The sequence below is a fragment of the Stenotrophomonas sp. CASM101 genome, assembly GCF_049384845.1.
Classification (GTDB): Bacteria; Pseudomonadota; Gammaproteobacteria; order Xanthomonadales; family Xanthomonadaceae; genus Stenotrophomonas; species Stenotrophomonas hibiscicola.
The window spans coordinates 1-13,700 of the sequence record NZ_JBMRFR010000031.1; the positions used below are offsets into that span (position 1 = coordinate 1).

The 13,700-nt window shown below is 66.5% G+C and carries 16 protein-coding genes; 5 read left to right on the forward strand and 11 right to left on the reverse strand.

The features are described 5' to 3' along the window. Nucleotides 1–262 precede the first annotated feature (262 nt). Nucleotides 263–2,155: a molecular chaperone HtpG gene (gene htpG, locus VG543_RS20980; protein ID WP_329846970.1), complete on the forward strand. Its 1,893-nt coding sequence runs from the start codon at nucleotides 263–265 to the stop codon at nucleotides 2,153–2,155. Between the two features lie 176 nt (nucleotides 2,156–2,331). On the opposite strand, the gene VG543_RS20985 is transcribed toward htpG, so the two are convergent. Continuing rightward, nucleotides 2,332–2,631 carry a hypothetical protein gene (locus VG543_RS20985; RefSeq protein ID WP_021203986.1) on the reverse strand — a complete coding sequence of 100 codons (300 nt, stop codon included), beginning with the start codon at nucleotides 2,629–2,631 and terminating at the stop codon, nucleotides 2,332–2,334. A 129-nt stretch (nucleotides 2,632–2,760) separates the two neighbouring features. Between VG543_RS20985 and ftsY the strand changes: the two genes are divergently transcribed. From ftsY to VG543_RS21000, 3 genes are all read left to right on the forward strand, one after another. Then, the gene (gene ftsY / locus VG543_RS20990; protein ID WP_423178941.1) at nucleotides 2,761–4,047 is read left to right on the forward strand and encodes a signal recognition particle-docking protein FtsY; all 1,287 of its coding nucleotides are present in this window, start codon (nucleotides 2,761–2,763) and stop codon (nucleotides 4,045–4,047) included. Nucleotides 4,048–4,141: 94 nt separating this feature from the next. Continuing rightward, nucleotides 4,142–5,266: an A/G-specific adenine glycosylase gene (mutY, locus tag VG543_RS20995; protein ID WP_019661207.1), complete on the forward strand. Its 1,125-nt coding sequence runs from the start codon at nucleotides 4,142–4,144 to the stop codon at nucleotides 5,264–5,266. Nucleotides 5,267–5,271: 5 nt separating this feature from the next. Continuing rightward, a complete protein-coding gene (locus VG543_RS21000; RefSeq protein WP_019661206.1) occupies nucleotides 5,272–5,541 on the forward strand; it encodes an oxidative damage protection protein in 270 nt (89 codons plus the stop codon). 67 nt (nucleotides 5,542–5,608) lie between these two features. On the opposite strand, the gene VG543_RS21005 is transcribed toward VG543_RS21000, so the two are convergent. From VG543_RS21005 to VG543_RS21050, 10 genes are all read right to left on the reverse strand, one after another. Then, the gene (locus VG543_RS21005) at nucleotides 5,609–6,058 is read right to left on the reverse strand and encodes a DUF6491 family protein (RefSeq protein ID WP_021202024.1); all 450 of its coding nucleotides are present in this window, start codon (nucleotides 6,056–6,058) and stop codon (nucleotides 5,609–5,611) included. A gap of 188 nt (nucleotides 6,059–6,246) precedes the next feature. After that, nucleotides 6,247–6,960, reverse strand: coding sequence for a lipoprotein-releasing ABC transporter ATP-binding protein LolD (gene lolD / locus VG543_RS21010; RefSeq protein ID WP_423178940.1), 714 nt, complete (start codon nucleotides 6,958–6,960; stop codon nucleotides 6,247–6,249). Continuing rightward, on the reverse strand, nucleotides 6,953–8,194 hold the full coding sequence (locus VG543_RS21015; RefSeq protein WP_019661203.1) for a lipoprotein-releasing ABC transporter permease subunit: 1,242 nt from the start codon (nucleotides 8,192–8,194) through the stop codon (nucleotides 6,953–6,955). The genes lolD and VG543_RS21015 overlap by 8 nt, the downstream gene beginning before the upstream one ends. 23 nt (nucleotides 8,195–8,217) lie before the next feature. After that, nucleotides 8,218–8,667: a hypothetical protein gene (locus VG543_RS21020; RefSeq protein ID WP_171952188.1), complete on the reverse strand. Its 450-nt coding sequence runs from the start codon at nucleotides 8,665–8,667 to the stop codon at nucleotides 8,218–8,220. Continuing rightward, the gene (locus tag VG543_RS21025; protein WP_111178464.1) at nucleotides 8,618–8,866 is read right to left on the reverse strand and encodes a succinate dehydrogenase assembly factor 2; all 249 of its coding nucleotides are present in this window, start codon (nucleotides 8,864–8,866) and stop codon (nucleotides 8,618–8,620) included. The genes VG543_RS21020 and VG543_RS21025 overlap by 50 nt, the downstream gene beginning before the upstream one ends. Nucleotides 8,867–8,964: 98 nt before the next feature. Further along, a complete protein-coding gene (locus VG543_RS21030) occupies nucleotides 8,965–9,750 on the reverse strand; it encodes a succinate dehydrogenase iron-sulfur subunit (protein ID WP_005409079.1) in 786 nt (261 codons plus the stop codon). 66 nt (nucleotides 9,751–9,816) lie between these two features. Further along, nucleotides 9,817–11,607, reverse strand: coding sequence for a succinate dehydrogenase flavoprotein subunit (sdhA, locus tag VG543_RS21035; protein WP_014036803.1), 1,791 nt, complete (start codon nucleotides 11,605–11,607; stop codon nucleotides 9,817–9,819). Between the two features lie 31 nt (nucleotides 11,608–11,638). After that, nucleotides 11,639–12,025 (reverse strand): succinate dehydrogenase, hydrophobic membrane anchor protein, encoded by a 387-nt coding sequence (gene sdhD / locus VG543_RS21040; protein WP_005409077.1) that lies wholly within the window; start codon nucleotides 12,023–12,025, stop codon nucleotides 11,639–11,641. After that, nucleotides 12,022–12,414 carry a succinate dehydrogenase, cytochrome b556 subunit gene (sdhC, locus tag VG543_RS21045; protein ID WP_005416132.1) on the reverse strand — a complete coding sequence of 131 codons (393 nt, stop codon included), beginning with the start codon at nucleotides 12,412–12,414 and terminating at the stop codon, nucleotides 12,022–12,024. Before sdhC ends, sdhD begins: the two co-directional genes overlap by 4 nt. Before the next feature lie 56 nt (nucleotides 12,415–12,470). Next, nucleotides 12,471–12,641 carry a DUF1674 domain-containing protein gene (locus VG543_RS21050; RefSeq protein ID WP_074901279.1) on the reverse strand — a complete coding sequence of 57 codons (171 nt, stop codon included), beginning with the start codon at nucleotides 12,639–12,641 and terminating at the stop codon, nucleotides 12,471–12,473. A gap of 39 nt (nucleotides 12,642–12,680) precedes the next feature. On the opposite strand from VG543_RS21050, the gene VG543_RS21055 reads away from it, so the two are divergent. Continuing rightward, nucleotides 12,681–13,556: a YgfZ/GcvT domain-containing protein gene (locus tag VG543_RS21055; RefSeq protein ID WP_021202021.1), complete on the forward strand. Its 876-nt coding sequence runs from the start codon at nucleotides 12,681–12,683 to the stop codon at nucleotides 13,554–13,556. Nucleotides 13,557–13,700 lie beyond the last annotated feature (144 nt).

Genomic DNA, 13,700 nt, shown 5'->3' on the forward strand with positions numbered 1-13,700 from the left:
GTGGGTTGGCAGGACCGTTGGCGCCATGGATGGCGCCATCGAGCCCCCAAGGATGGGTTTACGGCGTGTCCTGCCAACCCACACCGCCCCGCCATCCCACGGATAGCCCGCTGTTGCTGTTGCTGTTGCTGTTGCTGTTGCTTCGGCCTCTGCAGGTGCCGGGCGCAGCCCGGCCAACCAACCCCTTGATTTCGGGACAATCACCCCTACCCCTTGGCGAGGCCGCACGCGCTGGCGCGGCATTGCACATGGAGCCTTACCGATGACCGAGACGACCCAGACCGAAACCCTTGGCTTCCAGACCGAAGTCAAGCAGCTGCTGCAGCTGATGATCCACTCGCTGTACTCCAACAAGGAAATCTTCCTCCGCGAGCTGGTCTCCAACGCCGCCGACGCCGCCGACAAGCTGCGCTTCGAGGCCCTGACCCAGCCGGCGCTGCTGGAAGGCGACAGCGAACTGCGCGTGCGCGTCAGCTTCGATCCCTCCGCCCACACCATCACCATCGACGACAACGGCATTGGCATGAGCCGCGCCGAAGCCATCGCCCACCTGGGCACGATTGCCAAGTCCGGCACCGGCGACTTCCTGCGCCAGCTGTCCGGCGACCAGAAGAAGGATTCGCAGCTGATCGGCCAGTTCGGCGTCGGCTTCTACAGCGCCTTCATCGTTGCCGACGAAGTGGAAGTGACCTCGCGCCGCGCCGGCCTGGCCGCAGGCGAAGGCGTGCGCTGGACCTCGCGCGGCGAAGGCGATTTCCAAGTGGCCACGGTCGACAAGGCCGAGCGCGGTACCCGCATCGTGCTGCACCTCAAGGACGGCGAGCACGGCTTCGCCGATGGCTGGCGCCTGCGCAGCATCCTCAAGAAGTACTCGGACCATATCGGCCTGCCGATCCAGATGCCGAAGGAAGGTGGCGAAGAAGGCGCCGCGGCCGAATGGGAAACCGTCAACCGTGCCAGCGCGCTGTGGACCCGTCCGCGCACCGAGATCAGCGACGCCGAGTACACCGAGTTCTACAAGCACGTTGCACACGATCACAGCGATCCGCTGGCGTGGAGCCACAACAAGGTCGAAGGCAAGCTGGAGTACACCTCGCTGCTGTACGTGCCTGGCCGTGCGCCGTTCGACCTGTATCACCGTGATGCGCCCAAGGGCCTGAAGCTGTATGTGCAGCGCGTGTTCGTGATGGACCAGGCCGAGCAGTTCCTGCCGCTGTACCTGCGCTTCATCAAGGGCGTGGTCGATTCCAACGACCTTTCGCTGAACGTCTCGCGCGAGATCCTGCAGTCCGGCCCGGTCATCGATTCGATGAAGGCCGCGCTGACCAAGCGTTCGCTGGACATGCTGGAAAAGCTGGCCACCGACAAGCCGGAGCAGTACGCCACGTTCTGGAAGGAATTCGGCCAGGTGCTGAAGGAAGGCCCGGCCGAGGACTACAACAACCGTGAGAAGGTGGCCGGGCTGCTGCGCTTCGCCTCCACTCGTGGCGACGGCGATGCACAGACTGTGTCGCTGGCCGATTACCTCGGCCGCATGAGCGAAGGCCAGGACAAGATCTACTACCTCACCGGCGAGAGCTACAGCCAGGTGCGCAACAGCCCGCACCTGGAAGTGTTCCGCAAGAAGGGCGTGGAAGTGCTGCTGCTGACCGACCGCATCGACGAGTGGCTGATGGGCTACCTGACCGATTTCGACGGCAAGGGCTTCGTCGACATCGCCCGCGGCGACCTCGACCTGGGCGCGCTGGAAACCGAAGCGGACAAGCAGGAACAGGAAGCGGCGGCCAAGGACAAGCAGGGCCTGGTCGAGCGCCTGAAGACGGTACTGGGCGATGACGTGGCCGACGTGCGCGTCTCGCACCGCCTGACCGATTCGCCGGCGGTGCTGGCCATCGGCGAGCAGGACCTGGGCCTGCAGATGCGCCAGATCCTCGAAGCCAGCGGGCAGAAGGTGCCGGACAGCAAGCCGGTGCTGGAGATCAATCCGGGCCATCCGCTGATCGCCAAGCTGGATGCAGAAGCCGACGGCGCACGCTTCGATGATCTCGGCCGGGTACTGTTCGACCAGGCCGCACTGGCCGCCGGTGACAGCCTGAAGGACCCCGGCGCCTATGTGGCGCGCCTGAACAAGCTGCTGCTGGAGTTGTCGGCCTGATCGAGGCGGTGGTCGCCGGGCATGGCCCGGCGATGCTCTGGTTGGTGCCAACGTTGGTTGGCACTGCAGCAGAGGCCAACCTTGGTTGGCGCCCCAAAAGCGTGCCAACCAAGGTTGGCACCTACTCAGGGGGCGAGCGTGTCAACCCAGGTTGACACCCACCAAAGCCGGGCGGCTCAGACCTCCCGATCCAGCAGCGAACCCAGCATCTGGTCCTGGCGCCGTATCACCGTGGCATTGGCGGCGAAGGCCACCACCTCGGCTTTCGCCGCCAGCAGGTCCCCCAATGGCGCGCCAGCATCGGCGTCGGCAGGGGTCATCGCGGCCTGCACCCCGCCCTGCTCCGCCTCACTGCGCAGCAGTTGCAGGCGTCGGGCATCAGGAGTCGCCAGGTTGGCCACGTTGTGCGCGGCCACCTGCACGCCCTGGTGGGCCGCGCGCATCCCGCCGAGAGCGATTCCCATCACGTCGTTCATGGCGGTCTCCGGGCCGCGCTGCGCAGCCCTTCGGACCGGTTAACGGCCGGCGGGCCGCGACCTTGAGTCCACATCAGCCCGACAGGCCCGAGTGGTAGCATATCCCCCTGATTTCAGCGCCTTTTGCCAATGCTCAGTTTTTTCCGCCGCAAGAAGCCCCAGGATGCCCCCGCCACGGAGGCACCCAAGACCCAGCACTACTCGGCTGAAGAGCTGGCGGCGGCGTTCCCGTCAGCCGCCCCGGCCGAAGACGCCGCCACGATCCCGGTAGTCGAAGCCGCAGCACCGGCACCGGCACCTGTACCGGAACCGGCGCCCGTCGCCGAATGGCCTGCCGTACCGGCTGCGCAGCCGGTCACCGCGCCGGAGGACGTCCAGGCCGAAGTGCTGGCTGCGGCCGCCGTGCTGGCCCCTCTGGCTCCGGTCATGCCGGTCGAGGAACCAACCGCCCCGGCCGCCGACCTGCCAGCTCTGGTGGATGCCCCGCCAGCCCCGGCCGGCAAGCCCGGCTGGCGCGAGCGCCTGCGCAACAGTGTCATCGCGCGCAGCTTCGGTGGCCTGTTCTCGCGCAATCCCAAGCTCGACGACGACCTGCTGGACGAACTGGAAACCGCACTGATCACTGCCGACGTCGGCGTGGGTGCCACTACCGATCTGGTCGAGGGCCTGCGCAAGCGCATGAAGTCGCGCGAGTTCGCTGATGCCAATGCGCTGCTGGCCGCGCTGCGCGCCGAGCTGATCGCGATCCTGCAACCGGTCGCCAAGCCGCTGGTGATCGACCGCAACGCCAAGCCCTTCGTGGTGCTCACCGTCGGCGTCAATGGTGTCGGCAAGACCACCACCATCGGCAAGCTGGCCAAGCGCTTCAAGGATGATGGCCACAGCCTGATGCTGGCCGCCGGCGATACCTTCCGTGCCGCTGCCGTGGCGCAGCTGCAGGCCTGGGGCGAGCGCAACGGCGTGGCCGTGGTCGCGCAGGGGCAGAACGCCGATGCCGCGTCGGTGGCGTTCGACGCGCTGCAGGCCGGCAAGGCCCGTGGCACCTCGGTGCTGATCGCCGATACCGCCGGCCGCCTGCACACCCAGTCCGGCCTGATGAACGAGCTGGGCAAGATCCGCCGCGTGCTCGGCAAGATCGATCCCACCGCCCCGCACGAAGTGCTGATGGTGATCGATGGCACCACCGGCCAGAACGCGCTGTCGCAGCTGCGCCAGTTCAATGCTGCGGTGAACGTGACCGGCCTGGTGGTGACCAAGCTGGACGGCACTGCCAAGGGCGGCGTGGTGTTCGCACTGGCCCGCGAGTTCGGCATTCCGATCCGCTTTGCCGGCATCGGCGAGCGCCCGGAAGACCTGCGCGTGTTCGACCCGGAAGCCTTCGTCGACGCCCTGCTGCCCGAAGCGCTGGGCGCCTGATACACCGTGCAGCCACGCATGGCGTGGCTCTACTGCACCGCAACCGCAATGCAGTAGAGCCACCCTACGGGTGGCTGCCTTCCCCGGAACACCCATGCCCCGCCAGCCGCACGCCAGCGCCGACAACCCCCAGCAAGACGACTTCATCGCTCGCCTGCTGCACTGGTTCGACGACCACGGCCGCCACGACCTGCCCTGGCAGCACCCGCGCAGCCCCTACAGAGTCTGGTTGTCGGAGATCATGCTGCAGCAGACCCAGGTGACCACGGTCATCCCGTACTTCCTGCGGTTCCTGCAGCACTTCCCGACCCTGCCCGACCTCGCCGCCGCCAGCAATGACGCGGTGATGGCGCAATGGGCAGGGCTTGGCTACTACGCCCGTGCGCGTAACCTGCATGCCGCTGCAAAGCGCTGCGTGGAACTGCACGGCGGCGACCTGCCGCGCGATTTCGATGCATTGCATGCCCTGCCCGGCATTGGCCGCAGCACCGCTGGCGCGATCCTCAGCCAGGCCTGGAACGACCCGTTCGCGATCCTTGACGGCAACGTCAAGCGCGTGCTCAGCCGCTATCACGGCATCGACGGCTTCCCCGGCCTGCCAGTCATCGAAAAGCAGCTATGGGCGATCGCCGAGGCACACGTGGCGAAGGTGCCGGCCGGTCGCATGGCCGATTACACCCAGGCACAAATGGACCTGGGCGCGTCCGTATGCAGCCGGGCCAAGCCCGCCTGCGTCATCTGCCCGCTGCAGGACACGTGCGTGGCACGCCGCGAAGGCCGCACCGCTGAACTGCCCACGCCCAAGCCCAGCAAGACCCTGCCGGAGCGCGAAGCCGTGGCTCTGCTGCTGCGTGACGCCCAGCAGCGCGTGCTGCTGCAGAAGCGGCCGGACACCGGCATCTGGGCGCAGCTGTGGACGCTGCCGCAGGCGGAGGCCGGCAGCGACCTGCAGGACTGGTTCGACGCACATGTCGACGGCTCGCTGGAAGATGCAGAGGAACTGCCGGTGCTGCAGCACACCTTCAGCCACTACAGGCTGCACCTGCAGATATTGTCACGGAAGGTGCGCGGCCTGCGCGTGGAAGAACCCACGCTGCGCTGGGTCGCCAACGACGAGCTACCCGCATTGGGCCTGCCAGCGCCGATCCGCAAACTGCTCGACGGCGCCACGATCAGGACGCCAAAACGAACTTCCAAGAAATCCCGCAACCACGAGTGAGTGCCATGCCCCGAACCGTCTTCTGCCAGTACGAACAACGCGATGCCGAGGGCCTGGACTTCGTGCCCTACCCCGGCGAGCTGGGCCAGCGCATCTTCAACAACATCGGCAAGCAGGCCTGGGCCGCATGGCTGGCGCACCAGACCATGCTGATCAACGAGAACCGGCTGTCGCCGCGCACCCCGGAGCATCGTGCGTTTCTTGAAGGCGAACTGGTCAAGTTCCTGTTCGAGAAGGACGCAGAGAAGCCGGCTGGCTTCGTTCCGGAAGCCTGACCTGCCGGTAGCGCCGGGCCATGCCCGGCGTCCAGGCATCCGCCGGGCATGGCCCGGCGCTACCCGTTTATTTCCCGGATTCCTCGCGCTCCTGCACCTGCGCCTGGCGCAGCTCCTGCTCGGACGCGCGCAGCGCCTTCACATCCAGCTTGCGGATGCTGTCGATGAAGCACGGCATGCGCGGGCCACCGGTAGGGTCGCGCACCAGCACCTTGTCGAAGCGCGCCGAAACACGATTCATCTGGCTGGTCAGGCCGATGGCGGTGGCATACGGCAGGTCCTGGCAGGGGCCTCTCAGCTCCAGCAGGTAGGCCTCGCTCGGGCGCGTCCAGACCGCCAGTGCGCTGTCGCCCAGTTCGGTCCAGCCATTGAGGGTGCCGAAGAACTGCATGTCGCTCTGCGGCGCACCGGCGTGGGCGCGGTAAAGGTCAAGCTTCTCGGCGCTGCTGAGCCGGCCGGTGGTCGCGCAGGCGACCAAGGCGAGGCAGAGGCCGGCCAGCAGGATCGGGGTCTTCATGGCGATCTCCTCGGGGAACTGTCGCCATCATGCGCCCGGGCTCGCAACGCTGGCGCGACGACCGGCAGCCCATTCAGCCGCCGGTCGGCGGCTACTGGCCGGACCACGGTAGACGCCAACCTTGCTTGGCGCTTGCCCTGCAGGAGCAGCCGACCCAGGTCGGCTTCCACCAAAGCGGGCCCAGCGCCTCAGACGTCGGCGTGGGCCAGTGCGTGCAGGCGCCCTTCCCGCAGTTCCAGCACCCGGTCCAGGCGACGCGCCAGGCTGCGGTCATGGGTCACCAGCACCAGGCTGGTATGGCGCGCGCGGTTGAGTTCAAGCATCAGCTCGAACACCGTTGCCGCCGTGCGGTCATCCAGGTTGCCGGTAGGCTCGTCGCCCAGCACGCAGGCTGGGTGATTGACCAGTGCCCGCGCCACCGCAGCACGCTGCCGCTCGCCGCCGGACAGCTCGCCCGGCTTGTGGTCCAGGCGATGGCCGAGGCCGACCGCTTCCAGCAGCATGGTGGCGCGGCCGCTCGCTTCGGCCACCGCGGTGCCAGCCAGCAGCACCGGCATCATCACGTTTTCCAGCGCGGTGAACTCCGGCAGCAGGTGATGGAACTGGTAGACGAAGCCCAGCGCCTGGTTGCGCAGCAGGCCGCGCGCGGTGTCCGACAGCGCCGACATGCGCTGGCCGGTCACATAGACCTCACCGGCAGTGGGAATGTCCAGGCCACCCAGCAGGTGCAACAGCGTGCTCTTGCCGGCGCCGGAGGCACCGATGATCGCCACCGTTTCGCCAGCGGTCACGGTCAGGTCCAGCCCATCGAACACCGGGGTCTGCATGCGCCCTTCAGCGTAGGTCTTGCCCAGTGCTTCGGCACGGATCACTTCGTCGCCGCGGTTGAAGACCTTATTCATAACGCAGGGCCTCCGCCGGCTGGGTGCGTGCTGCCCGCCAGGCGGGATACAGGGTGGCCAGGAAGCTCATCAGCAGCGCGACCACGGTGATCGCCACCACGTCGCCCGTCTGCATGTCGGTCGGCAGGCCGGTGATGTAGTACACATCCTCCGGCAGCAGCTTGACGTTGAACACGCTCTCGATGGCGCCGAGGATGCGTTCCAGGTTGAGGGTCAGGGTGATGCCGCCGATCAGGCCAGCCAGCGTACCGAAGATGCCGATCAGCGAACCCTGCACCATGAACACCTGCATCACGCCACCCGGGGTCAGGCCGAGGGTGCGCAGGATGGCGATGTCGGCCTGCTTGTCGGTCACCAGCATCACCTGCGAAGACACCAGGTTGAACGCACCCATGGCGATGATCAGCGACAGCAGGATGCCCATCACCACCTTTTCCATGCGCAGTGAGTGGTAGAGGTTGGCATTCTGCTGGGTCCAGTCGCTTACGCGGTAGGCGCCACCGAGGTTCTGCGCAAGATCCACGCCCACCTCCAGCGAGCGGTCCATGTCGTGCAGTTTCAGGCGCACGCCGGTGGCACCGTCGCTGCGCAGCACGCGCTCCAGGTCCTGCATGTTGGCGAAGCCGACGCCGCGATCGACCTCGTTGTAGCCGGCCTCGAAGAGGCCACTGACGGTGAAGCGTTTCATCCGCGGCACCGCGCCGGCCGGCGTGCCCTGCACTTCGGCAAAGGTCACCAGCACCTGGTCACCAACGTCCACGCCCAGCCAGATCGCCAGCTCCTTGCCCAGCAGCAGGTTGAAGCTGCCCGGCTTGAGGCTGTCATAGCTGCCCTTGGTGATCTTCTTGTCGATCACCGAGACGTTCGGCTCCAGCGCCGGATCGATGCCTTGGATGATCGCGCCCTGCACGCGCGGGCCGCTGATCATCGACTGGATCTCGATGTACGGTGCGGCGCCGGCCACACGCGGATCCTTCCTGGCCACGTCGACCACCCGCATCCAGTCCGGCATCGGTTCGCCGTCGCGGCTGATGGTGGTGTGCGCGGTCATCTGCAGCAGACGACTGCGGATTTCCTTCTGGAAACCGCTCATGACGGCCAAGGTGGTGATCAGCACCGTAACGCCGAGCGCGATGCCCAGGATCGATGCCATCGAGATGAAGGAGATGAAGCCGTTGCGGCGCTTGGCACGCAGGTAGCGCAGGCCGATCGCCACGGGAATGGGTTTGAACATGCAGGCACGCCAGTCAATTCAGCTTATGGTGCCATTGACCGGGGCCGACGGGAAACGCCGCGTGCGGCCACGGCCAGTCGCAGTTCACGTCGCTGCCCGGAATCGAGCACATCGGGCCAGAACAGCAGGCGCCGGCGGCGCCGATCCTCACACCACAGCAACAACAGCCATGGGCCACGCACCACCAGCCGTGGCGTATCAACGTCCTGCCCGGCCACCTGCAGTGGTTCGGGAAGCGGCGCAAGAAGCACCTGTACGCGTGGCCTGCGCTGGCGCCAGGCCAGTTCGGCCAAGCCGACGCCCCAGGCCAGCAGCAGCGCGGGCATCAGCAGCCGCGCAGGCAGATCCGAGGCGCGCAACAGCCAGGGTGCGGCCAGCAGCACCGCCAACTGAGCGGCGGCCTGCAGCCTCGAAGGGCGCCACTCAAGGCTTGAGGGCGAGGATCTTCTGCATGAGGGGGATTGCGTGCGCATGCGGGCAGGCCTCATAACCCATGAACCAGCGCCACAACTTATCGTCCTCGCAGTCGAGCAGGAACAGGAAAACCTCGCGCTCTTCGGTCGGCGCAGTGCGCCATTCGTGGTCGAGATAGCGCTCGAACAGCTGATCCAGCTCACGCATGCCGCGGCGGCAGCGCCAGCGCAGCTTCTTCAGCAGAACGTCTTCTTCCATCGTGCTTCTCCAGATACAGCAAAGCCACGCATGGCGTGGCTCTACTGAGGTGGTGCAGCCACGCATGGCGTGGCTCTACCGGGTACAGCCAGGCCTGATCAGGCGCGGCGTTCCATCATCAGCTTCTTGATCTCGGCGATGGCCAGCGCCGGGTTCAGGCCCTTCGGGCAGGTGCGGGCGCAGTTCATGATGGTGTGGCAGCGGTACAGCTTGAACGGATCTTCCAGATCGTCCAGGCGCGCACCGGTGTCCTCATCGCGCGAGTCGATGATCCAGCGGTAGGCCTGCAGCAGGATTGCCGGGCCCAGGTAACGCTCGCCGTTCCACCAGTAGCTCGGGCAGCTGGTCGAGCAGCAGGCGCACAGGATGCACTCGTACAGGCCGTCCAGCTTCTTGCGGTCTTCCGGCGACTGCAGGCGCTCGCGGTCCGGCGGTGCCGGGGTCTGGGTGCGGATCCACGGCTTGATCGAGGCGTACTGCGCGTAGAAGTGGGTCAGGTCCGGAACCAGATCCTTGACCACGTTCATGTGCGGCAACGGGTAGATCGGCACTTCCTTCTTGCCGCAGTCCGAGATGGCTCGGGTGCAGGCCAGGGTGTTGGTGCCGTCGATGTTCATCGCGCACGAACCACAGATGCCTTCGCGGCACGAGCGGCGGAAGGTCAGGGTCGGGTCGATCTCGTTCTTGATCTTGATCAGGGCGTCCAGGACCATCGGGCCACAGGCATCCAGATCGACCTCATAGGTATCGGTGCGCGGGTTGCTGTCGTCGTCCGGACTCCAGCGGTAGATCTTGAAGGTGCGCACATTCTTGCCGCCGTTCTTGACGGGGAAGTGCTTGCCCTTCGTGATCTTGGAATTCTTGGGGAGTGAAAACTCGGCCATGGCTGCTCTCGTTGGCTCAGGCGGCCCGCGCCCGTGGGCGCGGATTGCATGGTAGGCGGGGTCGGATCAGTACACGCGCGGCTTCGGTGGCACCACGGACACGTCGTCGGTCAACGTGTACATGTGCACCGGACGGTAGTCGAAGCTGCACTTGCCCTTCTCGTCGACGCTGACCAGGGTGTGCTTCTGCCAGTTGACGTCGTCGCGGTCCGGATAGTCCTCGTGCGCATGCGCACCACGGCTTTCCTTGCGCTGTTCGGCCGAGTTGATCGTCGCCACCGCGTTGAGCAGCAGGTTGTTCAGCTCATAGGTCTCGATCAGGTCCGAGTTCCAGACCAGCGAGCGGTCGGAGACCTTCACGTCCTGGAACGAGTCGAAGATCTTGTCCATCTTCTCGCAGCCTTCCTTCAGCGTCTGGCTGGTGCGGAAGACCGCCGCGTCGGCCTGCATGGTGCGCTGCATGCGGTCGCGGATGACCGAGGTCGGGGTATCGCCGTTGGCGTGGCGCAGCTTGTCCAGCAGGCCCAGCGCCTTGTCGCAGGCATCGGCCGGCAGCGGCTTGTGCGCGGCGCCCGGCTTGATGGTCTCGGCGCAGCGGTTGGCCACCGCACGGCCGAACACCACCAGGTCGAGCAGCGAGTTCGAGCCCAGGCGGTTGGCGCCGTGCACGGACACGCAGGCCGCTTCGCCGATGGCGTACAGCCCCGGCACCACGGCGTTGTCGTTGTCGCCGACCTTCTGCACCACTTCACCGTGGTAGTTGGTCGGGATGCCGCCCATGTTGTAGTGCACGGTCGGAATGACCGGGATCGGCTGCTTGTGCACGTCGACGCCGGCGAAGATGCGGGCGCTCTCGGCGATGCCCGGCAGCTTCTCGTCGATCACGCCCGGGCCGAGGTGGGTCAGGTCGAGCAGGATGTGGTCCTTGTGCTCGCCGACGCCGCGGCCTTCGCGGATCTCGATGGTCATCGAACGGCTGACCACGTCGCGCGAGGCCAGATCCTTGTAGTGCGGTGCATAGCGCTCCATGAAGCGCTCGCCGCTGCTGTTGCGCAGGATGCCGCCTTCACCGCGGACACCCTCGGTGATCAGGCAGCCGGCGCCGTAGATGCCGGTCGGGTGGAACTGCACGAACTCCATGTCCTGCATGGCGATGCCGGCACGCATGGCCAGGCCGCCACCGTCGCCGGTGCAGGTGTGCGCCGAGGTGGCGCTGAAGTAGGCACGGCCGTAGCCGCCGGTGGCCAGCACCACGCCCTGGGCGCGGAACAGGTGCAGCGTGCCATCGGACATGTCCAGGGCCAGCACGCCGCGGCAGGCGCCTTCGTCGTCGAAGATCAGGTCGAGCGCGAAGTACTCGATCATGAAGCGCGCATCGTGCTTCAGCGACTGCTGGTACAGGGTGTGCAGCATCGCGTGGCCGGTACGGTCGGCCGCCGCGCAGGTACGCTGCGCCGCCGGGCCTTCGCCGTACTTGGTGGTCATGCCACCGAACGGACGCTGGTAGATCTTGCCTTCGGCGGTGCGCGAGAACGGCACGCCGTAGTGTTCAAGTTCGATGATGGCCGGGATGGCCTCACGGCACATGTACTCGATGGCGTCCTGGTCACCCAGCCAGTCCGACCCCTTGATGGTGTCGAAGAAGTGGTAGCGCCAGTCGTCCTCGCCCATGTTGCCGAGTGCGGCCGAAATACCGCCCTGGGCGGCAACGGTGTGCGAACGGGTCGGGAAGACCTTGGTCAGGCACACGGTCTGCAGGCCCTTGGCGGCCAGGCCGAACGTGGCGCGCAGGCCGGCACCGCCGGCGCCGACCACGACCATGTCGTACTTGTGTTCGGTGATCTTGTAAGCGGACATCTAATCTGGATTCCTGTGTAGGTGCCTGGGCTCAGGCAACGCCGAGGGCGATGCGGCCCACCGCAAACACACTGACGATCATGCCGAGCACGGCGACGAACTTCACCGCGGTCTGCAGCACCAGGGCCAGCAGCGATTCGTGGATGTAGTCTTCCAGCACGACCTGCATGCCGAGCTGCGCGTGCCAGAACATGGCGATCAGCAGGCCGATCAGCGGCACCGCGTTCCACGGCTTGGCCACGGCGGCGGCGGCGGTCGCGTAGTCCGAGCCGAGCAGGCCCAGCACGAAGACCAGGAACCAGATGCCCAGCACCACCAGTGCGGCGGCGGTCAGGCGCTGGTGCACGAAGTGCTCGGTGCCGGTCTTGGCCGAGCCCAGGCCGCGCACGTTCTTCAACGGGGTACGGAACTTGCTCACGCGGCACCTCCGAACATCACATAGGCCCACACCAGCAGGGTGATCACCAGGCTGCCGATGACCGACAGCCAGCTGCTGCGGATGAAGGCCGGGATGCTGAAGCCGATGGCAAAGTCCTGCACCACGTGGCGGATGCCATTGCACAGGTGATAGGCGAACGACCATGTCCACGCGAACAGGAACACGCGGCCATACCAGGCCCCGGCATGGCCGGTGAAGCAGTTCCAGGACTCGGGCCCCATCATCAGGGCCAGCAGGCCGGCAGCGATGATGAGGGCACCAACAGACAGAAAGATGCCGGTGGCTCGATGCAGGATCGAGGTGGCCATCTGAATCTGCCAGCGATACACCTGAAGGTGCGGGGAAAGTGGGCGTTGTCTGGTCGCCATTCGCTGGGCTCGTTGTCTCGGCTGGGCGGCACGCGGCCGCGTTGGCTCAATGCTGATCAGAAATCGATGCAGCGTCCGTTTTTCTCCCAATCGCCATACCGCACCGGATCAAGTCCGCCGCGGCCGCCGAATTCTTCTGCCTTTTCCTGCTCCACGGGCACGGGTGCCGCAGGGACCAGCGGGGCTTCAGTTTCGTCGTCGGGAGTGGGGGTTGTTTGGCCTATCATGTTCGGTCTCGCAACGCACAAATTTTAGACCTCGTTCACGTGCCTGACAACCTGCCCCCTGCTTTCGTCGGATATCCGCGCCTGCCCGGCCACCAGCTGCTGAGCCTGCAGGGCCCGGATGCGGCCGCCTTCGCCCACGCCCAGTTCAGCAGCGATGTCACCGCCCTGCCCCTGTTGCACTGGCAGTGGAGTGCCTGGCTGAGTGCCAAGGGCCGCACTCTGGCGGTGTTCCAGCTGCTCCGGCTGGCCGACGATCACGTGATGCTGGTGCTGGCCGACGGCGATGCCGATGCGATTGCGTCGCAACTGCAGCGCTTCGTGTTCCGTCGCAAGGTGAAGGTGCAGGGACGCAGCGATCTGGCAGCGGCCGGCGCCTTCACCGCGCCCGAGGCCGCCAGCGGCGCGGCGATTGCGCAGGCCGCAGATGAGGGTTGGGAGCTGGACCTGGGCAGCGATGCACTGCCGCGCACCCTGCGCATCGGCAGCGCCGAAGCGTTCGCCGCCAGTTCTGAAGCCGATGAGACTGCTTTTGCCCTGGCCTGGCGCCAGGCCGACCTGCGCTACGGCCTGCCACGGCTGGAAGAGAGCCAGCGCGAAGTGTGGACCCCGCAGCAGCTGGGCCTGGACCGCCTGAATGGCTACAGCGTGAAGAAGGGCTGCTACCCCGGCCAGGAAATCGTCGCCCGCACCCATTTCCTCGGCAAGGCCAAGCGCGCGGTGCAGCTGCTGCATACCGCGGCACCCGCACAGGCCGGCGATGGCGTGCAGCAGGACGGCGCGACGCTGGGCACAATCGCCAGCGTGGCCGGCGAGCTGGCGCTGGCGGTGCTGCCACTGGAGGCTGGCGACGCCGAGCTGCAGGTGGGTGATGCCATTGCGCAGCGCGTGCCGCTGCTGGATGGATTGGCGCGCTGAATCTGACGCGCCCTCATCCACGCATGGCGTGGATCTACTGACCGACCCGGTGGGTGCGGACCGTTGGTCCGCACGCCTTCGGTGAAGGAATGGTAGTGCCGGCCGCTGGCCGGCAACCATGCAGGGTTGAGGTTGCCGGCCAGC